This window comes from Vibrio sp. A37 (genome assembly GCF_059777565.1).
The window spans coordinates 11,931-32,546 of record NZ_JBLNLI010000024.1 but is presented as its reverse complement, the minus strand read 5'-3'; the positions used below and the strand labels follow the sequence as shown (position 1 = coordinate 32,546).

Annotated in this window: 21 protein-coding genes and 2 pseudogenes; 10 read left to right on the top strand and 13 right to left on the bottom strand. The window is 39.9% G+C overall.

What is annotated here, in order from left to right; all coding sequences use genetic code 11:
* The 4 genes from ACM2FC_RS21575 to ACM2FC_RS21560 all read right to left on the bottom strand — a co-directional run.
* The coding region (locus tag ACM2FC_RS21575) for an RNA-guided endonuclease InsQ/TnpB family protein (RefSeq protein WP_498483114.1) at nucleotides 1-654 on the bottom strand (654 nt) is incomplete at its 3' end.
* A gap of 229 nt (nucleotides 655-883) precedes the next feature.
* The gene (locus ACM2FC_RS21570; protein WP_498483113.1) at nucleotides 884-1,066 is read right to left on the bottom strand and encodes a hypothetical protein; all 183 of its coding nucleotides are present in this window, start codon (nucleotides 1,064-1,066) and stop codon (nucleotides 884-886) included.
* A gap of 286 nt (nucleotides 1,067-1,352) precedes the next feature.
* Complete coding sequence (locus tag ACM2FC_RS21565) at nucleotides 1,353-1,637, bottom strand: hypothetical protein (RefSeq protein ID WP_498483112.1); 285 nt, start codon at nucleotides 1,635-1,637, stop codon at nucleotides 1,353-1,355.
* Nucleotides 1,638-1,659: 22 nt separating this feature from the next.
* Nucleotides 1,660-3,261 (bottom strand): methyl-accepting chemotaxis protein, encoded by a 1,602-nt coding sequence (locus ACM2FC_RS21560; protein ID WP_498483111.1) that lies wholly within the window; start codon nucleotides 3,259-3,261, stop codon nucleotides 1,660-1,662.
* Nucleotides 3,262-3,527: 266 nt separating this feature from the next.
* On the opposite strand from ACM2FC_RS21560, the pseudogene ACM2FC_RS21555 reads away from it, so the two are divergent.
* A pseudogene (locus ACM2FC_RS21555) lies at nucleotides 3,528-3,889 on the top strand (IS1-like element transposase); the annotation flags it as partial.
* Nucleotides 3,890-4,020: 131 nt separating this feature from the next.
* Here the strand turns inward: ACM2FC_RS21555 and ACM2FC_RS21550 are convergent.
* The gene (locus tag ACM2FC_RS21550; protein ID WP_498483110.1) at nucleotides 4,021-4,824 is read right to left on the bottom strand and encodes an Lcl domain-containing protein; all 804 of its coding nucleotides are present in this window, start codon (nucleotides 4,822-4,824) and stop codon (nucleotides 4,021-4,023) included.
* A 219-nt stretch (nucleotides 4,825-5,043) separates the two neighbouring features.
* Between ACM2FC_RS21550 and ACM2FC_RS21545 the strand changes: the two genes are divergently transcribed.
* Nucleotides 5,044-5,199 carry a JAB domain-containing protein gene (locus ACM2FC_RS21545; RefSeq protein ID WP_498483109.1) on the top strand — a complete coding sequence of 52 codons (156 nt, stop codon included), beginning with the start codon at nucleotides 5,044-5,046 and terminating at the stop codon, nucleotides 5,197-5,199.
* A 551-nt stretch (nucleotides 5,200-5,750) separates the two neighbouring features.
* Nucleotides 5,751-6,896 (top strand): GGDEF domain-containing protein, encoded by a 1,146-nt coding sequence (locus tag ACM2FC_RS21540; RefSeq protein WP_498483108.1) that lies wholly within the window; start codon nucleotides 5,751-5,753, stop codon nucleotides 6,894-6,896.
* A gap of 165 nt (nucleotides 6,897-7,061) precedes the next feature.
* On the opposite strand, the gene ACM2FC_RS21535 is transcribed toward ACM2FC_RS21540, so the two are convergent.
* From ACM2FC_RS21535 to ACM2FC_RS21525, 3 genes are read right to left on the bottom strand one after another with little or no spacing between them, the layout of a single operon-like run.
* Nucleotides 7,062-7,277 (bottom strand): zinc ribbon domain-containing protein, encoded by a 216-nt coding sequence (locus ACM2FC_RS21535; protein WP_498483107.1) that lies wholly within the window; start codon nucleotides 7,275-7,277, stop codon nucleotides 7,062-7,064.
* A gap of 25 nt (nucleotides 7,278-7,302) precedes the next feature.
* Nucleotides 7,303-7,548, bottom strand: coding sequence for a hypothetical protein (locus ACM2FC_RS21530; RefSeq protein WP_498483106.1), 246 nt, complete (start codon nucleotides 7,546-7,548; stop codon nucleotides 7,303-7,305).
* Nucleotides 7,549-7,551: 3 nt separating this feature from the next.
* Nucleotides 7,552-7,731 (bottom strand): hypothetical protein, encoded by a 180-nt coding sequence (locus ACM2FC_RS21525; RefSeq protein ID WP_498483105.1) that lies wholly within the window; start codon nucleotides 7,729-7,731, stop codon nucleotides 7,552-7,554.
* A gap of 941 nt (nucleotides 7,732-8,672) precedes the next feature.
* On the opposite strand from ACM2FC_RS21525, the gene ACM2FC_RS21520 reads away from it, so the two are divergent.
* On the top strand, nucleotides 8,673-8,996 hold the full coding sequence (locus ACM2FC_RS21520; protein WP_498483104.1) for a hypothetical protein: 324 nt from the start codon (nucleotides 8,673-8,675) through the stop codon (nucleotides 8,994-8,996).
* Between the two features lie 531 nt (nucleotides 8,997-9,527).
* Here the strand turns inward: ACM2FC_RS21520 and ACM2FC_RS21515 are convergent.
* A complete protein-coding gene (locus ACM2FC_RS21515; protein ID WP_498483103.1) occupies nucleotides 9,528-9,944 on the bottom strand; it encodes a hypothetical protein in 417 nt (138 codons plus the stop codon).
* 113 nt (nucleotides 9,945-10,057) lie between these two features.
* Nucleotides 10,058-10,237 (bottom strand): hypothetical protein, encoded by a 180-nt coding sequence (locus tag ACM2FC_RS21510; RefSeq protein WP_498483102.1) that lies wholly within the window; start codon nucleotides 10,235-10,237, stop codon nucleotides 10,058-10,060.
* A 394-nt stretch (nucleotides 10,238-10,631) separates the two neighbouring features.
* Between ACM2FC_RS21510 and ACM2FC_RS21505 the strand changes: the two genes are divergently transcribed.
* The 3 genes from ACM2FC_RS21505 (at nucleotide 10,632) to ACM2FC_RS21495 (ending at nucleotide 15,304) form a co-directional block, all read left to right on the top strand.
* Nucleotides 10,632-12,299 carry a methyl-accepting chemotaxis protein gene (locus tag ACM2FC_RS21505; RefSeq protein WP_498483101.1) on the top strand — a complete coding sequence of 556 codons (1,668 nt, stop codon included), beginning with the start codon at nucleotides 10,632-10,634 and terminating at the stop codon, nucleotides 12,297-12,299.
* A 544-nt stretch (nucleotides 12,300-12,843) separates the two neighbouring features.
* Complete coding sequence (locus ACM2FC_RS21500) at nucleotides 12,844-13,023, top strand: hypothetical protein (RefSeq protein WP_498483100.1); 180 nt, start codon at nucleotides 12,844-12,846, stop codon at nucleotides 13,021-13,023.
* Nucleotides 13,024-13,447: 424 nt separating this feature from the next.
* A complete protein-coding gene (locus ACM2FC_RS21495) occupies nucleotides 13,448-15,304 on the top strand; it encodes a methyl-accepting chemotaxis protein (RefSeq protein WP_498483099.1) in 1,857 nt (618 codons plus the stop codon).
* Between the two features lie 229 nt (nucleotides 15,305-15,533).
* On the opposite strand, the pseudogene ACM2FC_RS21490 reads toward ACM2FC_RS21495, so the two are convergent.
* Nucleotides 15,534-15,886: pseudogene (locus ACM2FC_RS21490) on the bottom strand (IS1 family transposase); the annotation flags it as partial.
* Between the two features lie 530 nt (nucleotides 15,887-16,416).
* On the opposite strand from ACM2FC_RS21490, the gene ACM2FC_RS21485 reads away from it, so the two are divergent.
* From ACM2FC_RS21485 to ACM2FC_RS21475, 3 genes are all read left to right on the top strand, one after another.
* Nucleotides 16,417-17,172, top strand: coding sequence for a MipA/OmpV family protein (locus ACM2FC_RS21485; RefSeq protein ID WP_498483118.1), 756 nt, complete (start codon nucleotides 16,417-16,419; stop codon nucleotides 17,170-17,172).
* Nucleotides 17,173-17,340: 168 nt separating this feature from the next.
* On the top strand, nucleotides 17,341-17,643 hold the full coding sequence (locus ACM2FC_RS21480; protein WP_498483098.1) for a helix-turn-helix domain-containing protein: 303 nt from the start codon (nucleotides 17,341-17,343) through the stop codon (nucleotides 17,641-17,643).
* A gap of 161 nt (nucleotides 17,644-17,804) precedes the next feature.
* Nucleotides 17,805-18,413 (top strand): RNA-guided endonuclease TnpB family protein, encoded by a 609-nt coding sequence (locus ACM2FC_RS21475; RefSeq protein WP_498483097.1) that lies wholly within the window; start codon nucleotides 17,805-17,807, stop codon nucleotides 18,411-18,413.
* Nucleotides 18,414-18,552: 139 nt separating this feature from the next.
* Here ACM2FC_RS21475 and leuD read toward each other — a convergent pair whose 3' ends face one another.
* Together leuD and leuC are read right to left on the bottom strand one after the other, a co-directional pair.
* Entirely contained in the window at nucleotides 18,553-19,161 is a 609-nt protein-coding gene (leuD, locus tag ACM2FC_RS21470; RefSeq protein ID WP_498483096.1) for a 3-isopropylmalate dehydratase small subunit, read from the bottom strand.
* 9 nt (nucleotides 19,162-19,170) lie between these two features.
* Nucleotides 19,171-20,568 (bottom strand): 3-isopropylmalate dehydratase large subunit, encoded by a 1,398-nt coding sequence (gene leuC / locus ACM2FC_RS21465; protein ID WP_498483095.1) that lies wholly within the window; start codon nucleotides 20,566-20,568, stop codon nucleotides 19,171-19,173.
* Nucleotides 20,569-20,616: the final 48 nt, after the last annotated feature.

Here is a 20,616-nt window from a genome sequence, read left to right as displayed (position 1 = left end):
TTTCTTGGCGAGTTGACGCTGTAGATAGGCCAGCTTTTTAGCGTAGCGTTTAGTGTGGCGAGGATTATCGACTTTCTCACCGCTGTCTGTGATGAATAGGTTATTTAAACCCAAATCAATACCCGCCGTTTTAGCGGTGACAGGCATTGGTTTAGACTCAAATTCACAAAGCATCGACACAAAGTATCTACCCGCGCTATCTCTACTTATCGTGATAGTGGTTGGCTCGCTAGGAAGTTCACGCGACCAACGGATATCTAACGGTTGCTTAGATTTGGCTATGAATAGCTGACCTTCTTTGTATTTAAAAGCCGAATTAGCAAGCGTTATGCTTTGTTTGGCGTGTTTCTTTTTGAATTGAGGATATTTAGCGCGCTTATCCCAAAAGTTTTTAAACGCTGATTGTTGATGCCTTAAGGCTTGTTGTAGTGGAACGCTAGAGACTTCTTTAAGCCACTCAAATTCCTTCTTAAGCTCGGTAAGCTTAGCGCTGGCTTTGTTGTAGCTGATTGATTTACCGTCTTTGTGGTAGGCATCAGTTCGCCAGCGCAAAATAGCATTGTAAACAAAACGCGCACAACCGAACGTCTTTGCTAGAAGTTCGGCTTGTTCATTGTTCGGATAGAACCGCTGTTTTATTGCTATCTTTTTCATGACTTACATTTTACTGTGTGTTTGTGTAAGCCTCAACGTATTTTTAATGCTTGCGCATTAATCGCCTTATATCCTCCACCTAAAGGAAGAGGTTTTACGGCGTTTTCTGATAAAGTTCTCTTTTAACCCTGAGAGATCCCCACGAATTGCATCATAGCCTTTCCATCTGTATTGTCAGCATCGACAGTTGACTCAATGCGTAGATAATAAGGGGCTCGTCTGGACAAGCCTAGATGGCCGTTTTGGTGCCTCTGAGCCCTTCTTCAATCTGCATGCGTTGTGCGTACAGTTTGACGACCTTATGCGCGTTGAATGTCTCGTCTTCCGGTAAATGGTACGCCAGAAGCCAAGGCTCTCTTGCCTTTTGCTCTTGATATTTGCTTGTGCTGCATTGAGACTTTCCACCTCGCATTTTTTGACTATCCGCCCCTTATTTTTGCTCTGATAAATGACCGCTTTGCAAGAGAATTTCTGTGTTTTCCCGTAGTAAACCTTCCCTAGCTTTTTCGCTCTCGAACTCGCTTTTTCAAACCAGACTTTACTGCGACACCACTGCTTCCCATCTCGGGATACATACACAAGCCCTCGTATTCTTCCTACCCAAAACAGCTAGATAGTTTGATAATCATGACTCATTTAGACTAAATAATTAAAGAGAAGCGCCAGTTAGCTTTTGCTAAAGCGCATTACACCTTCTTTCACTGCGCTGGCCACAAGTTCAAAGTAAGTAACGATAATTGGCTCCAATCTGCACGAGAACTTGTAGACATGCTGCCATAGCCATACCTTTCACTCTCATAATCCATACCCAAGCTTAGATAACCGCCAAATGAAAACTTGTCAGAGTCATCATTTGCTATGAAGCTTTGATTACTTTGTACTTTTTGCTCTAGTATTTCTACACGTTCTTCTATAGTTTGCTCAGCAAACGTAAACGGCGCACCAACAATCGTGGCTAGTGCGACCAACCTTTTCCACTGCATATTACCCCTTCTGGTAAACGGCTTAAACTTTGAATAGATTTACAACCACTTGTAGCTGTTCGGAAACCAACTTGACTTGGTTAGTTATATGGTCCATTTCATTGGTATGGTTGGTGACATCAGTCGACACCTTTTCGATATCGTTGATGTTATTCTGGATACTTCTAGAGGCAGCAGTTTGCTCTGCAGTAGAGCTTGCGATCTGCTGATTAATTTCAGATATTTGATTCGCTTTCAATGTTATTTCACCTAGAGAGTCATTTGCCTTTTTTGATTGATTGACACTTTCTTGGGCTTTCTGAGAGCCTCTCGCGATTGCTTCTACTGCTGATTTGGAATACGCTTTTAGCTGTGATAGCACCTCATGAATCTCTTGCGTGGAGGATTGAGTTCGGGAGGCGAGAGTCCTCACTTCGTCTGCGACGACTGCAAACCCACGTCCGTGTTCCCCTGCGCGTGCAGCTTCGATAGCTGCGTTTAATGCAAGTAAGTTGGTTTGTTCAGCAATACTTTCAATCGTTTCTAAAATCGTGCTTACGCTGCTAGAGTGGCTATCAAGGCTTTTTATCGTCTCAGAAGTATTTTCCACTTCATCAGCGAGTTGGTTTACTACCTCAAGTGTTGATTGAACGGTTTTTTGTCCAAATACAGCGGATTCATTAGTTTCACTAGCGATTAGAGAAGCTTGATTGGCGTACTCCGCAATTTGGGACACGCTATGGCTCATTGCTTCGATCGATTCGGAAGATTGATAAACGGACCTTTCTTGATTAGCAATCGACTGCTGTGTACTGGCACTCGTTTTTGTCAGAGATTCAATAACTTCAACTAAACCACTTGTACTGGTGCGAACAGAAGTAATGCTGGTTTGAAGCTTTTCGACAAATAAGTTGAACCAATGCACTAGTTCTTCTATTTCTTGGCTTCCGGAATAATTGATTCGTTCAGTTAAGTCCCCTTCTCCTTCAGCTATTTCTCTCAGTGAAGAGCTGACCCGAACGATCGATTGAACCGATGAGCGGATACTCCATACGCTGACGAGCAGGACACCCAAAATGATGACTCCAGATAGGAGTAAGCCGTACTCCCTAGCTTGCTCTGAGCTAGATAATGAACTTTCTATTATGTGGTTGAAATCGTTGTTTCCATTCGTTTTGAGCGTGCTAACATCTTCTCTTAAACGAGTTCTCAGCATATTTAGATTTGTCGCTAAACTCCCTATCTGCTCTGGCTCAATTGTTTCATTGATAATACCTTCAGATAACGTTTTTCCCTGTGTCATATATTGCTTGGCAATATTCTGAATCGCGATAATGGTATCTTTCTGCTCGGGTAAAATGCGCTCAATTCTATTCAGCTCATTTCGCAATATTTGATATGAATCTTCAGCGGACTTTATGGCTTCCTCTTCCCCCAAGGTAACAGCGGATTCGAAACTTTGTTCAATTTGTTTGATTGTTCCATCAGCAATGGTGGCGGCTTCTAGAGCAGGAAAATAGATATTTTTGATCTCCTTTACCCTCTTTTCGTTGTCGGTCAATATTAGGTTGATGCTCAGTATAAAAACTAAGAAGCCAGCAACTGCGGTGAGTGTAGGGATAGAGACTTTATGACTGAACCTCATGAGTACACCTAAAAATGAGTTGGAAACCGACCATAGTCCTTATGGAGTTATTGGATGCCTTATTTGTAGCAAGTGCGACTACGTCGTTAAATTTCCATGGTTAAATTTTAATCATAACTATACATAAAGTTTACGGTAAAACAAACTAAAAATACTTTTGCGTATCGATTACGAACTATATAATTCTCTAGAGCTTCTTAGCTGGTAAGAGGGTCATGGCTACAACTCGTTGAACCTGTGTTTGTTCCAATATGTGAGGAGTAATCATGGCCGTCATCGAAATTCCTTGCCGCTTTTGTGGATAAACTAAACCTGTAAGAAAACATGGCTTGGGTTCTACCGGATACCAACGTCTTCTCAGTCTTGATTGCGAACGCACGTTCCAACTCGATTATGTCTACGAAGCTTGGAAACCCGGGTTAAAAGAAAAATTGTTGATATGTCGATAAATAGCGCGAGGTTACGCGATACTAACTTTGTTTTGAAAGTTGAGTACAACACCGTTTTGCACACTAAAAAGTTCTAACCGTGACCAGTCACCTCTATTCCATTTGATATGGCAAATATAGAACTTATGTTTGAAGTCGCCGAGCAGCGAACATTTGTGGTAAACAAAAAGAATCAACGCTAGCTTTGGTATGCTTTAACGTTTACTGAAATAGCATGTGGAGGCCTGTTTGCTCATGAGCAGGAGGCGGTAGTGCCGCACATGGGGCTCTGAGAAGGTTCGTTCGAGGTAACTTGACTGTCCTACTCACACTAAACCCCTAAAGGCTCTGAGACACAGGAGGTATAGGATAGGTCGCTTGGAGTATCGCTGCTAACATTGCCATCGTTGAGTCGAACGATATAATAGTTAGAGCCATCAGGTGTCACCGACCAGTAATAGTAGTGGGTTGGCCAACCTCGCGCGTTAAACATGTTGCTAGAAACATCGTATAGTTCCGATTTTAACTCGTCTCTTGTAGCTAAGCGCCAGTTATTTCGTCCACTGATACTCTTAGCGGCGTAGCTCGCGCAGAGGGTGTTTGCGTTGTCCAAATTAAATCTGTAGAAATCACCCGACGGACCGTAAGTTCCAGTTTCTTTATAGGTACCATTATTCGCGCTCCCACCAATACTATCCAAGTAAGCCACAGAGGGTGAGTTAATAAATAACTTTCCGCTACCTGTATCGAAAATATCAATACATGCTTCTGCTAAATCACACACATTGATATTCACTGTATGACTGGTAATGCCATCCTTTGTAGCAGTGAGCTCCGTATCACCTTTAGATTTACCAACTAGTAAACCTGAGATGGATATTTCAGCGATAGTTGGGTCTCCAACTATAGACCAAGTTACTGAATTGCTGTCGTTTTTAAGAGTTCCATCATCGTATTTAACCATCGCGACCAACTGCTGCGTACTACCTTCTAACACAGAAACAGGTGAGGGTGTCACCGTAATTTCTATAATTGTTGCTTCTACAGGTGATTGAGATTCAGAATTGAACGCTCCTTCTGAATTACAACCAGCTAATAGTATTAATACCAAGATATTCGGAGTCATGTTTTTCATAGCGATACTACCTAATTATTTAAACTAAAAAATTAGAGTTAGTAGTTTTCACTCAACGATTTTTAGCTCAGACTTTTTTCGAAAAAATTATAACATAAAATATACGATATAAAATACTAATAATGGAGTTTTTGATATCGTCACGGTGTCTGCGATTAAGGGATAATTTACTAGAAGACCAATTTGTCCGTCAGCGTCGGCTTAGCCCTTGTTTCTTGAATGCAAAGCAAATGCTTCGCTGTTGACGCATGTGCTGTTAGTCGTATTACAGCTCGCTTTAAAGAGGTGTTTCAGTTCGCTGATATCAGGTTATTAGATCATTCCGTTGTTACAGAGAGCGGAATATCTAGCTTTGTAGAGAGAGCAATGATTTAGCATTATCGATCTTTTTACTTCACTAAAAATTGACGCTTTTGCCCTGGAATTACTTAAGTGCCACAATTCTTCCTGCAAATAGAAAACATTCACTTTGAGGAAAGACAACCCAAACATAGTGCGCCGAAAGAGTAGAATATCTCTGCGATTACACGTAAGGCTGCTTTCATTATGCAGCAGACGAACCCCACATCGAACAACACAATCAAATGCAATACCGCTAACCACACTGCCAAAAGCTAGCGTAATTTACCGCTCCATATCTGCATTTATGTTACATAGGGAAAGACTTTGTTATGAACAAGGCCGCGCTCAAACACATCTAAGTAAGAGATATAGGAATCTATCACTTAGACGCCACAGGCACCAAAAAACGGCAATGATATGATATCGACAATATTGGTGTCACAATATATCGATGATTATGGGGATTCTAAATACATCTGTAATGGTATTTTCGAGAGTGTGCTATACAATAATGATGTTGTTTTGAGTTATCGAGTTAAATCAGAGCATGTAATGTAAAACAGAATTCTACAGTAGGCTTAAATATGTCTCAATCCGAGGCTTTTCCGATATTTTATGAAAGATACCGTTTAACTAACCTTTCGATTTCATATGGCATTAAGAGTCACTTAGGGGTTGGTGCTTTCTTTGTTTTGATACTCACTCATCTCAGTAGTTTAGAGTATCAGTTATATTATTGGTACCTTGGCCTTATTTGTACCGTCCTCGCTCGCTATAAATGGCAGAGAACTCAACTAATATGGCTAGCTAAACGAAGACAAGTCGACAAGTATTTCGATTTACGTTTCGCTATGGGGACAACTATAAACGGTATCGCCTGGGGGCTTGGCTATTGTATAGTAGCTTTTACTAACGAGTTTACTCCAGTCTATATCGCAGGCTTAGTAACTGTTTCCGCGGCCTTTCATGGAGTAAATTTTTTAAGTAATAGTCGTGCTTGCTATTTAGGGTATGTGCTTGGTATTTTTACACCAATTATATTTTTCCACTTTTGGATAGGTAACAATTTTCAACTCGCTCTAATTTTTCTTTTAGGGTTGATTTATTTCTTTCGCTCTAATTCCATCAGTTACGAAAATGCTTCACAATCGATATATCGCAACTTTCAACTAAAAGATATATTGGAAAAGCAGGCAAAGTCTCAACAGAAACTTAAATATCTTTCAGAGTTTGATTCCTTGACTGGCTTGAGAAATCGCCACAGCATGGTCGTTCATCTAAGGGCTATTAGCTACTCCGCTAAAATTAGTAACCAAGCAATCCAAGTGGCACTGATTGATATAGACAAATTTAAGTACTGTAATGACACATGGGGTCACTTGATGGGTGACGAAGTATTAAAGTCTATATCGACTATATTGAAGGACTCTCTAGAGCCACAATGCATTTTAGCGCGCTATGGCGGTGAAGAGTTTATGGTGGCTAGCGTAAAACTAACCCAGGTCGACTTTATCGACATACTGGAGCAGACGAGAGAAAAAATCGCCCAGACAGAGGTTAGATATAAAAAGAACAAGCATACTGTGACGATATCTATCGGCTGTGCTTCAGCAACTAATTTTAAAATTATGAAAGACACTATTGCAAAGGCAGACAAGGCGCTTTATCAAGCTAAAAATACTGGTAGAAATAGATTAGTTTATGACGGTGAAACATCTTCCGGTATCTAGGTGCAGATAATCTCCAAATATTGCCTTCCTCCTCCCCATAAACAAGGAGGCTTCTTAGTTCATCATGCCTTCACTCGATTGGATTTCTCCAAACCTAACTACAGTCGTTCCCTAAGCTAACCCCACCAACCCGACGTTTTTTATATTCATTGCTGCGTTAATATCTCAGTCATGATATGTCTTACATTCAGGACACGCCCAATAATGAAGATTCATCGGCATTGGTTCACTCACGAAACCACGGCAGCTACAACGTATAGAGCTTGCGAACCATTGATCAACTTCAGCAATAGTACGTCCCGCCCAATCCGCTTTATAGTGGAATTGGCGAACAAACTTGCCCCAACGTGCTTTGGAAATGTTAGCGTTTAAGCTCGCCACCTTCTGACGTGCCTTGCCGCGGTTCTTACTGCCTTTTTTTCTTGGTTAGTTGACGCTGTAGATAGGCCAGTTTGTTTTCGTAGCGTTTGGTGTGGCGAAGATTATCAACTTTCTCGCCGCTATCTGTGATGAACAGGTTAGTTAAACCTGAATCAATACCCACCGTTTTAGTGTTGACAGGCATAAGCTTAGCAATTTCGCCGTAAATCGTCGCCCGATTAGGGCGGCGATAAGTCACAGTAAGCGTCAGTGCACCAACGTAAGATAGCATTGTTTACCGTTCGTTGAAATATTCTTGTTTATCCAGGCCATCGATAAACTGACGCTCCTCATCGGATAAGCTAACTAAATATGTTTGGCTTCTTTTAGTTATTTTTGATTCCAGTTCAGCTAATTGTTCTTGGGATAAACTTTGAAAACGAATCATAAAATCATTAAATTCTTTATTATTCATGTCATTAGCCTAATTAACGGACCTCACTAAATAGTCTACAAAACGCACCATTTTTTTCTTCTTACAAACACATAAATGCAACCAGGCGCATATTTATATGATAATAAACGTCCTATATTCAACAAAAGCTAAGCCGACGATCACGAAACAATTGGTCTTTTAGTGAATTATCTCCAGATTGCAGGCAGCCATCGCACCCGATCACAGTTCATTGTCTCATGAGCTGATTCGCTACGCAGATATAGCCATGTATCAAGCTAAGCGAAATCAACAAAAAGACGTCTGTTTTTTTGATACTGACTTACTTGAATGAATAATATGTCGAATATTTTTAATTTAATCGACATAAGATGAAAGACAGCGCAAACAGTAGGATAGCCATACTAAGCCCCGAAAAAGCAGGTTAGCTTTGCACTAGACCTTGTTTTAGTCAGACTTACAGAGAAGAATATATCAATTTGCTTGGACGTAAATAACGTGCTGTATAAAAAAGAAAAATATCAGGCCAAGGTCTATCTCAACTTTTAGAGTAAAAAAGCTTTATTATAGGTTTGATATATCGTATAATACACGCAATATGTTTTGATTGAGCACCATTAGTAACTTTATTTATGACTTTTCAGGTATTGTGGTTTTTAAAATGTTTATTAAATATCTTCGAGCCTGACTATTCTAGAATTGGAGAGACAATAGCAATAAATTGCTATTGTTATGGCCTAAGAAAAGAAAAAATAGTGAGGCTTTCTGATGTGATAGATCAAATAGGCAATGACTATAATTATGGGAACGATGAAATTTTAAATGGTTTTTTACACGAGATTCAAAAATATATAGACTCAGGACTTGTATTCGAAATATTTAATGAAAAACATCAGGTTATTTTTGTTCATAGAAATATAATATCTAGGATTAAAAAATATAATAGCAGCATGTGACAGGTTATGATGAAAAAAAATCACACATTTATTTTGTTAATTTTATTGCTCTCCTCCAGCGGAACAAGCAAAAATTACCGTGATGATGTAAATGATCAGTACAGACTTATAGCAGCGTCTTATTCAATAATAGAAATGGGTTTTAAATCATGTATTTCCATGAAAAAGAAAAAGCATGATAGTATCTACTTAAGATATACAAACGAATATTCAAATAAATTATGGGAAATAGAGTTACCTTTAATTTCAGATTTTTGCACAATAGATTACCAAATTAATTATATAAATGAAATCAAGGATAAAATAGAAAAAATCGTAAAATCAAGCTAACCCAATCTCTGGACAGACTTCCCTGTAATAGTATCGCACCATATATCATGTACGAAACCAGAACAGCTACATCGTTATCGTTTTGAGCTTGAGAACCACTCATCGACTTCAGCCATAGGTTTAGATTCAAATTCACAAAGAAAGCATGGAGACAAAATATCGCCCTGCCTTGTCTCAACTTATCGTGATAGTGGTTGGCTCAATTGGTCGTTCGCGTGACCAAAGAATATTTAACAGTGCTTTCTGACGAAAGTTTAGAGTGACTTCTCACCACCCTTTAAAGCGAAGGTTTACGGCGAAATTGCTAAGAAAGTGAACAAGCCAGCAATTAAGTATTTTCCACACAATCTTTAACACAAATTATTCTAACACTTCTTTCTTAAAGTAGGTTTCCTCGGGCATGCCGATATCCTTAGTATTATAACCCTAAAGCGTTGATCAAGATTACTCTGCTGCATGATTGTAATTTTAGAAGGGTCCTTTATCGGGTCACCCATCAAAAAGTCTATACGTAAGGTTCTAAATCAATGCCTAACTAGCTTTAATCGCATCTTCTAACGCTGTTTCAAGTTCATCTTGTGTTGCATCTTGTAATCTAGTTTTACGATAGTCCTGACTATGTTCCAATTCTCGTTCAGCTTTTTCCTTCAACACTGCAAGTACGTTTACAACGATTTCGTTGTCGAATAAATTCCTACCATATTTAACCCCTATTTCCGAGTATTCAGGTAAAAGCACCGCATATCGTTCATCACCTAGAGTAGCAACATCAAGAATTATGAACCCATCCTCTCCAATGATCTGAAGCTTATCATGTTTCCACCAATTATATACAACAAATGATTCCTCTTTTTCGCTATATGGAGAAAATGCTTCTACTACGATCTCCTTACAATCTGTGTCTATTAGAGCTAATTTCACGCTTGTTACTAAACTAATATCGTTCATAAAAACTCCTTTATTTAACTTACGATCATCGATACGAAAATGTTCATTTAGGTTTTATTCAGCCAAGTTAGGTTAAATAAACTCTTCCAACTATCTTATAAAGATGCTGGCTACTATTGATTAATTCTTGGCGCAAGAATTTCTCGTGTACTCACATCAATAAACAGAAAACCACCTTCCAGCTGTTGCAGTTCAACCCCTAGTGTCTTTAATGCAAGCTTAAATTGCTCCTGCGTTAAAACAGTTTCTAAATAATCGTGGTACATTCTGTTTGCTAACTTTAATTTGTCCATATCTCAGAGCTTCTCCAATTATTAACCCCCGCCTTTCTAACCTCTCAAGTTTGGAGCTAAAAAAATGGCAAAAGTGATACTTTCGAAGCAATTCACTTTATTGGGTTTTTTTACCGTATATAAAACCCAATAAATATTTCACAATAATAACTAAATGTCAATGAGTTATTTTGCATGCTTGTAAATAAACACGACTGCGGAGATAAACTTCCTCCTCCTAGTATGGAAACCTATTTCGTGTTTAGAGTTAGGATTTCAATCTTGGCAAGCGTTGCTGTAGCCTGATTTTGCTACTTAACTGAGTTAAGTCTATACATTAATTAAAACTACAAGGATGTACAGATGACACTAAAAAACTTTTTGACGCTAATCATAGGCTTAATGTGCTTTATTATTGTGGCAGCAAGGTCATTCTGTATCTGTATATATTGAAAGCTATTTATCTGACATTGATACTAAACTTAAGCTATTAGAAAGCATTATCATTAGTCAAAAAGGTAAAGTACAATCAAAAAAAGAATTAACTAAACAGTTAGATATCATAAATAAATCGGCGCACGGCCTCGTAACTTATTTTGTTTTGGCAAATGGAGACGGTATTTTAAGCAACGGTGAGAGCCACCAAAATTTAGATGTAAGTGCTCCCTGGTATATGGGACCTAAAGACTCCAAAGCCTTCACTATTAGCCCTCCTTATTTTGACGACACATTGCAGACGCTTGTTTCATCATTTACTCGTCCAGTTATGCTAGATGGTAAGATGATTGGTATAGTTGGTGTTGATGTAACTTCTGATGCTTGGAAAGCAGCTGTCCATAAAAACGTTAGCGATGGAAAAGTATTTTTAGTCGATTCATCTCTAAAAGTACTTTACTCTCAAGACAAAGACTTCTTAGGTGAGAATTTTTATAAGATTAGACCTATGTATAAAAACTTCAGTGGTGATTACATTGAGTATGAAATCGATAATGATCAGTCTTATCTTGCCACAAAACAAACAATAAAGAAATATGGCGTTGATATTTATACCTATGAAAATCAATATGTTATAATGTCTCCAAGCAACGACATGCTACTTAGGTCAACCATAACAGCAATAATATTTATACTTCTGAGCTTAGGTATAATGTATGTTATTATTGTTAAATTAATTTATCAACCAATAGGTGGAGAGCCCAAATACATACAAAAGATAATTGAACGAGTAGCTAATGGTGACCTTACGATTGAAGCCACTTCAACTGAGAATGATAAAGGTATATATGCATCAACAATGATGATGTTGGCAAACTTAAAAGTATTAGTATCAGAACTTAGCTCAGCATCCGTATCTGTAGACCAATCTAGTAAAGAATTAAGTGATATTGCTGACACAACTAAATCTAGCTCTGATACTCAAATTTCTCAGATGGAACTAACAGCTACAGCTATGAACCAAATGGCATCTACCGTGGAAGAAGTATCTCGTAACGCCCAAAGTGCATCAAATTCTGCAGAAGACGCACTCAACCAAGCAAAAGAAGGGGCACATGTTACCAATTTGACTTCAACAACTATTCAAGAGTTAGGCGATGAAATTGATAACGTTTCTCAAACAATGAACCAACTTAAACAAGAAACAATAAGCGTTGCAGACGTCCTCAAAGTAATTAAAGAAATTGCAGAACAAACAAATTTGTTAGCTTTAAATGCCGCAATTGAAGCTGCTAGAGCTGGAGAACAAGGCAAAGGTTTCGCAGTAGTTGCAGATGAAGCCGTTAGTTCAATGTCAAGTAGCCAAAGTAATATGCAAAAAACAATCAAATCTGCAGAAAAAGCTACAGAATCTATATCAGCTATATTAAAGTCTGTAGAGCAAATACAGCTTATGAATCTACAAATAGCGACAGCAACTGAAGAGCAATCTACTGTCGCTCAAGAAATCAATCAGTCAATCATTGAAGTCAACTCTTTAGCTCATGATGTAAATGAAAATGCAGACAATATGAAAACAAAGACTAAAGGTCTTGGGCTCGTAGTACATAAGCTAACAAGTATTACAGATGAATTTAAGATACGTTGATCGACTACGTGGCAAAGTTTCTTGTAAAGGCGGGGTTTTGAGGCAGAGTATCAGTGTACTAGCAATATTATAATGTTCTCTTATGTGTGAGATCCCAAACCTCAACTGACAGCATGTTTTAGGCCCTCATTTTCTCTATAACGCTCTCATAAGGTGTGAACGCTCAACTCTCCCGTTTAAATTGGCACTTGCAGGCTTGATATATACATGTTTTAGACCTAAATCTTCATGTTGCCCATCGAATTTCGACTGAAATTAGTGCCCATTGTATGTATCATTTTGATCTGAAATGGAAACTTGTCGACGATGTAAAAAAAGTCGATGCTACACGCTTGGTTGTGCTTCTCGTAAACATTAAAAGCCCTAATTCGGGTCGCGTTATCAATAGTAGGATATTGGAATCGACGAACCTTTTGCCGCGACTATCTGGAAGGTAAGAAATTTCACATCGACTTGGACAGGGTCGCCAGATACTTGCTTTTCATATAGCTTTATAGATTTTACTTGGCAATTTTCGAAGGTTTTGAGGAAGCCTGGTGAGAATATGTCTGCACAGAACGCTGCAAACGCCAGACATGGAGGCTTTGAGGGCATGTTTACTATTGATTCGACCTACTTCACCATGAAATTTGTAGTCTTTTTTCCAACGATAAAGTGTATCGCTAGAAATACCTCAATATCGACAACTCTCGCTGGCATTCTTGGTTTCTGCAGCATGTGCTAAGATTTTGAGTTTCTTCGAACTTCTTGTCCATCTTTCTCATTCATATTGACCTAATATAACATTATGTAAAATATACATAATTTATCATTCGGGTTCTAAAAGTCACATCGTATGCTAAAAAATATCTTTTATACAAATATAGCTGCCATGTGCTGATCCCATTCTCCTTAGGCTTAGAGAGTAAATATCGGTAGCATACAAAACCTGTTCACATTGAGGTTATTATACCGTATAATAACCGTAAAATTGAATAGTGTCGCTTTCCCACCTAAAAAGCATGCAACGCCCCCCACCGTTAGAGAGAGCTTTCAAACCGTGGCATGTCACCATGACCCATGTTGAACTCACATGCGGTTAATTTTTGATCTGAGCGTTAACACTGTCGGTAGGTGAAAGAATGACAACATAATATAAAGGGAACATTATGTTAAAGAAAATTGGGCTTTATTTAGGACTGTGTATTATTTGTGTGGTCCTAGCCTCAAGCGTCGTGATATACAATATTCAAAAATCACTTTTAAAAGAGGTCATGCAAACGGAAGGCAACGCTCAACTGCAGGGGTTAACGCAACTCTATGAGCAGGCCATTAACGCCAAAAAAGTGAGCTTACAAAATATTTCTACTTCGATAGCCAGTATCGTTGCAAACAAAGAGAGTGACAAGTTAATTAACATTGCAATGGCAATTCAAAAGGCGGATAACTTGCTTGTCGTTGGCGTCGCAGATATTGAGGGTAACGTATATGCATCTTTAGGCAAAAAATTAGATTGGAACGCCAAAGAGCGACGAAGGCCGTGGTTCATTGATGTCACTGAGGGAGGCCGGAGCTTTTATCAATCCAGTATTTACACATCACTAGAAACCGGAATATCGGTTGTGACATTTTCCAGTCCTATCATATGGCAAGGGAAAATCGTCGGGGTGTTGTTGTTCGATGTCAATGGTGATGCACTCATCAATGATAATCGAGAATTTGCGATCACTGACAGCAAGGGAACGGTATTTTCTACTGACAAGGTCAATAAATCTTGGTTGGCACAAAACCTGTTGGATATTCGACCGTCGTTTAATGACATCATGCCAAATAGTGCCTTAATTTACGAGACCCAAAAAGGCGAGTCGTTCTCAGTCAATAAAGCCACATTACGAGATGGGAATGTGCTGTATTCAATCATCCCACTTGCCAGCATGATCAAAAGCAACGACCAAGTACTGTCTATCATCATTACTATTTTTTCGGTAAGTGGTATTGTGCTCATTGCTTTACTCTATTTTCTCATTAAGAAAGAGTTGAAGCATGTGCCTAAAATCCGTCGATGGATCATTGAACTGTCTAATGGGGTGTTAGCTGAGCATAACATCCCTCACTGCAATAATGAATTAGACAGCATCAGTAGCTCATTAAATGTCCTCACGAAAAACTTATCGTCATTTGTAGAGAAATCTCATATCACGGTCAAAGAACTCTCCGTCTCAAAAGAGAATATTTCAGAAAATATTAGCTGTAATTCCAGCAATGCTAAACGTGAGCAGTCTTTAATTGGTCAAGTAGCAACAGCGGCTTCAGAGCTCTCTTCTGCAGCTTCGGAGATATATAATAATGCTCAAAGAGCAGAAGGGGCAGCCTCAAAAGCCATTGACACTATCAACGAAAGTTCAGAAACGCTAAAACGCTCCGATGATATTGCGAGCCAAGTGAATTACGCCATGTCTGAGTCACTGAAAATTGTGGATGAATTGAGAACACATTCTGAAAAAATCAGTACTGTGGTAGAAACCATCAACACGATTTCAGAACAAACCAATTTACTCGCCCTCAATGCCGCAATAGAGGCGGCGAGAGCGGGCAGTTATGGTAGAGGATTTGCCGTCGTCGCAGACGAAGTTCGCTCTCTTGCGTCCAAAACGCAAAAGTCGACCGTTGATATTCAAAATGTCATCTCTCAGCTCCAACAACAATCTCAACAAGCGGACGAATTTATGAAAAGTAATGCTGAGTTGATGGTGGAGGCTCAAGAAATTTCTAATAGCTTGACGCATGCGTTTAGAAACATTTCTGACAAAGTTGGAGACATCTCTGAAACCAACACCCTTGTGTCAACGGCATCCGAAGAGCAGAAGACAGTGACGCTGGATATTTCAACCCAATTGGAGAGTATCAATCACCTAGTTTCGGAAAACGTTGAAGAGTTAAAGCACACCGAGAGTTCAAACAAAGTCATTTCAGAGGTGATAGAGAGTCTCAATCATGAATTTAAATTTTTTAAAATTCAGTCATAAGGTGTGAGATCCCTAACCTCAACTAACAGCACATGCTAGGCCCTCACTTTCTCCATGAGGGCCTCATCAGATGTCTTTCCTTTCCATCAACCATGAGTTATAAAAAGCCTCCCATTAATCCAATTTAGCTTGTAAATCAGCATCTCCTATTCATGCAGTGCTAATAAAACTCTTGGATCGTAACGCCAACCTTTTGAACTACATATAAAACTTACGTACGATGAACGCACCAAAGCCAACGTTGATTTTTCTTGTTTCCCACGAATGACCATTGTTCATCGATTTCACAAATCAGCTCAATATTGGCAGCATCAAACGGGATGGTGGTTATTTGTCTTGGTTGGAATGTTTTAGAGTGCGTAAAACAGCCTTGTACCCCACCTTTATTACACAACCAGTATCGCGTAAACCTGAACTATTTTCTTTTACATCAGGTTTCCACGCTTCATACGCATAATAGAGCTGCAACGTGAGTTTACAGTCTAGACAACGGAAGCGTTGGTATCCGGTAGAACCTGTTCCATGTTTTCTTAGAGGTTTCGTTGGTTCACAAAGACAGCAGGGTACTGTGATAGTGGCCATAACCATTTCTCAAATATTGGATAGTACAGTATATCAATGAGTTAGGGTCATGACCAAAAGTTCACAATTCTTCAGCTCAGAACTCACTTAATTTTATCGACCTGATACTTTCAAACCTTACATTACGTAAAGTATACGAATAAAGTTGCCTAAATAATTTTTATTAGGTAATATATACGTATTATATTCAGAATGGTGTTTAAGACATGATAACTTTAGCCGAATACTCAAATGAACTGATTTACAAATTTGATCAACAAAATAATGATAAACATATTATCAATTTCGTTAATTCTCGATTCCCACACTCTGGAGGGCGAAATCGAAGCGGTTCCGGTCGAAGTAGAGGAGTTAAAAATGGGCCCCGTTTAAAATATTCTTGATCTTAGTCAGGTATCTGGTAACTAAATATTTTTATTGCTAGATTTAGGTCCCGTTACAAAATTTTTTTCTCTTTAAAAGAAAGATCTTTACTACGGTTTAACTATATTCCTTAACTAAACTAAACTAAACTAATCGAACATCTTGTGATGAAACCAAAAAAAATTATATCTTTTATTGTTATTTTCCTGTTCCCTGCATTTAGTGCGAAAGCCGAATTATCTGTTGGGGCTATAGCCTCTTATTCCCCTGAAGTTTATAAAGGGACACCTTCAAATAAGATCGTCTTCCCTCTAGTAGGGTATGAAGGTCCGCATTTATTTTTACGAGGACTTAGTGCTGGGTACCGTGTTTTTCCAGTGACTCGTTTGGGGGGAATCGGTCAAAATATAGTAATTCGGGCTAAGTACGATGGGAGGACTCTTAAACCATCAGACTCGAGTAATACGCAAATACAAGAATTAAACGAGCGCAAACCAACCGCTTACGGAGGTATTGGTTATCAGCTTTATACACCCTTTGGTCTATTTGAATTAAATGGAATGACTGACATTTTAGGCCGAAGCCATGGGTCTTACGCTGAAGCTACATGGCAACTGCCAATATTCTTTAAGCAGTGGGGAATTTCACCAACTTTCGGTTATACATATGAGGATGCAAAGCTAACTGATTATTTATACGGAGTTAGTAAGTCCGAATCCGAAGCTTCTGGACTCAATGAATTCCATGCAGGTGCCGATACATCTTATTTTATTGCAATTAAAAGCTACTATAATGTCACTGATAGAGTTCGTGTTACAGCTAGCGTAACTTACCGAAATTTAGAAGGAGATGTAGAGGGGAGTCCAATTGTTCAAAGTGGAATAAATACAACTACAGCTTTAGGGGTCTCTTATATATTTTAATTCTGAGTTCTCCCCTGCCCTATCGAGCAGGGTCTTATATCGCTATAAAAATAACTTTCTAGCTCATCAGGCGTTCCCAATTACGGCTATTTAGTGGCATTGATACCTTTACCGAACTTTGGCGTAAAACATCGCCCAATGCGGGTGGTTATATAAGCCATTATTGCTATGAAACGAGCCTATAAAGAAAGATTTTATCCAACAGAGCAGCAAGCCGAGCTACTCACAAAGTCGTTTTGTTGTAGTCGCTTTGTTTGGAATAACTCTCTTAAATACCCTACTGACGCTTATTATGAGCGGGGCGAGTCCATCGCTCATTCAGTGATAGAAAAACGGCTAGTCCCGCTAAAACAAGAGTTCGAATGGCTCAAAGAGGTATCAAGCGTTATCTTCCAACAAGCCTTGCGCGATCAGCAGGAGGCGTTCAAAAATTTTTGGGACAAGCGCGCTAAATACCCGAAATTCAAGTGAAAGCACGATTAGCAATCAATCAAGCTAACCAAAGCTGCCTTTAGACACAAATACGGTCAGCTATTTATTGCCAAGTCTAAACAACCGCTTGATATTCGCTGGTCTCGTGAGCGACCAAGTGAACCTAGTTCTATCACTATTTCAAAAGACAAATCAGGTCGATGCTTTGCGAATTTGAGTCTAAACCAAGGCCTGTCACTGCTAAAACGGCCGGTATTGATTTAGGTTTAAATAGCCTGTTTATCACAGATAGCGGTGAGAAAGCCGGTAATCCTCGTCATACTAAACGCTATGAAAACAAATTGGCATACCTACAGCGTCAACTCGCCAAGAAAAAGAAAGGCAGTAAGAACCGCGACAAGGCACGCCAAAAGGTAGCGCGCCTACACGCTAAAATTGCCGATTGCCGACTAGATAACTTGCACAAGTTGTCTCGCAAAATCATTAACGAAAACCAAGTTGTTTGCGTCGAATCGTTAGCTGTGAAGAATATGATCCGAAATCCAAAACTATCAAAGCATATCGCTGATGCGAGTTGGGGCGAGCTCGTCCGTCAACTCAAATACAAAGCGGAATGGGCTGAACGAACTATTGCCGAAGTGGATCAATGGTTCCCTAGCTCTAAACGTTGTAGCTGTTGTGGTTTCGTACATGAATCTCTGCCGTTGAATGTCCGTGATTGGGAGTGTCCTGAATGTAAGGCGCACCATGATCGTGATATTAACGCAGCAATAAATATAAAAACCGTCGGGCTGGCGGGGTTAGTCTAAGGAGCGACTGGATCGGGGGTTGGAGCAATCTAATCTAGTGAAGGCGTGTTGAGCTAGAAATGTGTTTTTGTAGTGATATAAGAACCCTCGCCCGATAGGGCGGGGGGAGGTCAGTTCGGGTTACTCGGTTGCTTAGATGTTATTTTAGCCAAGGATGTGCTGTAAGATGAGTATCTTCAAATTCTTCAATAAGCAATTTGTTCTTAAGAGTTTCGCTTATAGTATCCTTCCCATCGAGTAATGCTTCTTTCCTAAGCGGATCGATGTCAAAGTAGTAGACGTTACCAACCAAAGTTGTGATGGTTTGCTGGAGCAAATCTATCTCGATCTGATGTGATTCTTCACTTGAGATCGTCGAACCCAGTTCGTCTCTCTGCTCAGATGTCAGCGAGATCAATAAAACCCCGTTACGCTGGCAGTTATCAAAGAAGATCCCTGCAAAGCTAGTACCTATGATTGCTCTAATACCTAGTTGCTGAATCCCCCATACAGCGTACTCACGGCTAGAACCACAACCAAAATTATCGCCCACCACTAAAAACTTTGAGTTTTGCCAGTCAGGTTTGTTGAGAATAAAATCGGGGTTTGGCACTCCTGCAGATAAAAATCGCTGATCATAAAGCACTCCCTCCGACAATCCAGCTCGGTCAATACGTTTTAGAAACTGCTTTGGCATAATCACATCCGTATCGACGTTGTGTACTAAATAAGGAGCGGCAATACCCACCTCGCTAATAAACTTGTCCATCATATATCCCTAGTGCATTTCTCGAATATCCACAATTTTTCCTGCGATTGCTGCTGCTGCAACCATTGTTGGTCCCATTAAGTGGGTTCTTGCTCCTGCTCCTTGCCTGCCCTCAAAATTACGATTAGTGCTGGATGCGCAGCGATCTCCTGGCTTTAGAACATCGTTGTTCATTGCTAAACACATTGAACATCCTGATTGGCGCCACTCAAACCCTGCATCGATCAATGCCTGGTCGATTCCTTCTTGCTCGGCTTGTTCGCGAACAAGGGTTGAACCTGGAACCACAATCGCGCGAACATGTTCTGCAACCTTTTTACCTTTCACCACCTCAGCCACATTGCGTAGATCTTCAATTCGCGCATTCGTGCAAGAACCAATAAAGGCGTGGGTGATGGAAAGACCACGAATAGGTTGATTTGCCGTAAGTCCCATGTACTCTAAAGAGCGCTGATCAGCTTCGCTTGAAGCTTGAGCCGTTGGGATTAACTTAGAAATAGCAATAGCTTGATCTGGGCTCGTTCCCCAGCTCACCATTGGCTCTAGCGTACTAACATCAATCACTACTTCAGCATCGAAAACAGCATCCGAGTCAGATTTTAAGGTCTTCCAGTATGCCAATGCCATATCCCATAATTTACCTTGTGGCACTCGTGGTTTGCCTTTAAGGTAGTCGTAAACTCTCTGATCTGGGGCCATGTAGGCACCACGTGCTCCAGCTTCTACCGCCATGTTACAGATGGTCATTCGCGCTTCTACACTAAGTTCATCAATGGCTTCCCCCACAAACTCAAGTGCATAACCTGTCGCTCCAGATGCACCAACCTTACGTACTAGTTCCATCACTATATCTTTCGACATTACATGTTCTGCTAGTTTGCCACGAACCGTAACACGCATGGTTTTGAGTTTTTTATAGATTAAGGTTTGAGTGGCAAGAAGGTGTTCAATTTCTGATGTACCAATACCAAAACCAAAGGCACCAAACGCGCCGTAGGTGGTGGTATGGCTATCTCCCGCTGCAATCATCATTCCTGGCAAAATCAGCCCTTGCTCAGGCATCACAACGTGCTCAATCCCTTGGCGCCTATCTAGGATATCAAACAGTTCTATTCCATAGTCTTGACAGTTTTCACGAAAATAGTCGACTTGAGCTTGACCACCCTCGTCGGGTATATACTCATCACGCTCCACTGTAGTTGGGTTCACGTGGTCTACGACACCAAGGTGGGTATTAGGTCTCGCAACTGTTCGCTGACTTTCACGCAGGCCGCTAAATGCCTGCGGGCTGGTGTATTCGTTGAGTACTTGTTTGTCGATATAGAGCAGAACATGCCCCTCATCATCCAGATGACAGACAGTATGAAAATCTACGAGTTTGTCATAGAGTGTCCGGGGTTGAGTCATGATTGTAATTCTCACAATTTATACTGGTAAGCATCAGCTTATTAAATT

Excerpts from the sequence above, each read along its gene's own strand:
- ACM2FC_RS21570 (WP_498483113.1), bottom strand. The coding sequence starts at position 1,066 with ATGCGAGGTGGAAAGTCTCAATGCAGCACAAGCAAATATCAAGAGCAA.
- ACM2FC_RS21565 (WP_498483112.1), bottom strand. The coding sequence starts at position 1,637 with ATGCAGTGGAAAAGGTTGGTCGCACTAGCCACGATTGTTGGTGCGCCG.
- ACM2FC_RS21560 (WP_498483111.1), bottom strand. The coding sequence starts at position 3,261 with ATGAGGTTCAGTCATAAAGTCTCTATCCCTACACTCACCGCAGTTGCT.
- ACM2FC_RS21550 (WP_498483110.1), bottom strand. The coding sequence starts at position 4,824 with ATGAAAAACATGACTCCGAATATCTTGGTATTAATACTATTAGCTGGT.
- ACM2FC_RS21545 (WP_498483109.1), top strand. The coding sequence starts at position 5,044 with ATGCAAAGCAAATGCTTCGCTGTTGACGCATGTGCTGTTAGTCGTATT.
- ACM2FC_RS21540 (WP_498483108.1), top strand. The coding sequence starts at position 5,751 with ATGTCTCAATCCGAGGCTTTTCCGATATTTTATGAAAGATACCGTTTA.
- ACM2FC_RS21530 (WP_498483106.1), bottom strand. The coding sequence starts at position 7,548 with ATGCTATCTTACGTTGGTGCACTGACGCTTACTGTGACTTATCGCCGC.
- ACM2FC_RS21525 (WP_498483105.1), bottom strand. The coding sequence starts at position 7,731 with ATGAATAATAAAGAATTTAATGATTTTATGATTCGTTTTCAAAGTTTA.
- ACM2FC_RS21520 (WP_498483104.1), top strand. The coding sequence starts at position 8,673 with ATGATGAAAAAAAATCACACATTTATTTTGTTAATTTTATTGCTCTCC.
- ACM2FC_RS21515 (WP_498483103.1), bottom strand. The coding sequence starts at position 9,944 with ATGAACGATATTAGTTTAGTAACAAGCGTGAAATTAGCTCTAATAGAC.
- ACM2FC_RS21510 (WP_498483102.1), bottom strand. The coding sequence starts at position 10,237 with ATGGACAAATTAAAGTTAGCAAACAGAATGTACCACGATTATTTAGAA.
- ACM2FC_RS21500 (WP_498483100.1), top strand. The coding sequence starts at position 12,844 with ATGTCTGCACAGAACGCTGCAAACGCCAGACATGGAGGCTTTGAGGGC.
- ACM2FC_RS21495 (WP_498483099.1), top strand. The coding sequence starts at position 13,448 with ATGTTAAAGAAAATTGGGCTTTATTTAGGACTGTGTATTATTTGTGTG.
- ACM2FC_RS21485 (WP_498483118.1), top strand. The coding sequence starts at position 16,417 with ATGAAACCAAAAAAAATTATATCTTTTATTGTTATTTTCCTGTTCCCT.
- ACM2FC_RS21480 (WP_498483098.1), top strand. The coding sequence starts at position 17,341 with ATGAAACGAGCCTATAAAGAAAGATTTTATCCAACAGAGCAGCAAGCC.
- ACM2FC_RS21475 (WP_498483097.1), top strand. The coding sequence starts at position 17,805 with ATGCTTTGCGAATTTGAGTCTAAACCAAGGCCTGTCACTGCTAAAACG.
- leuD (WP_498483096.1), bottom strand. The coding sequence starts at position 19,161 with ATGGACAAGTTTATTAGCGAGGTGGGTATTGCCGCTCCTTATTTAGTA.
- leuC (WP_498483095.1), bottom strand. The coding sequence starts at position 20,568 with ATGACTCAACCCCGGACACTCTATGACAAACTCGTAGATTTTCATACT.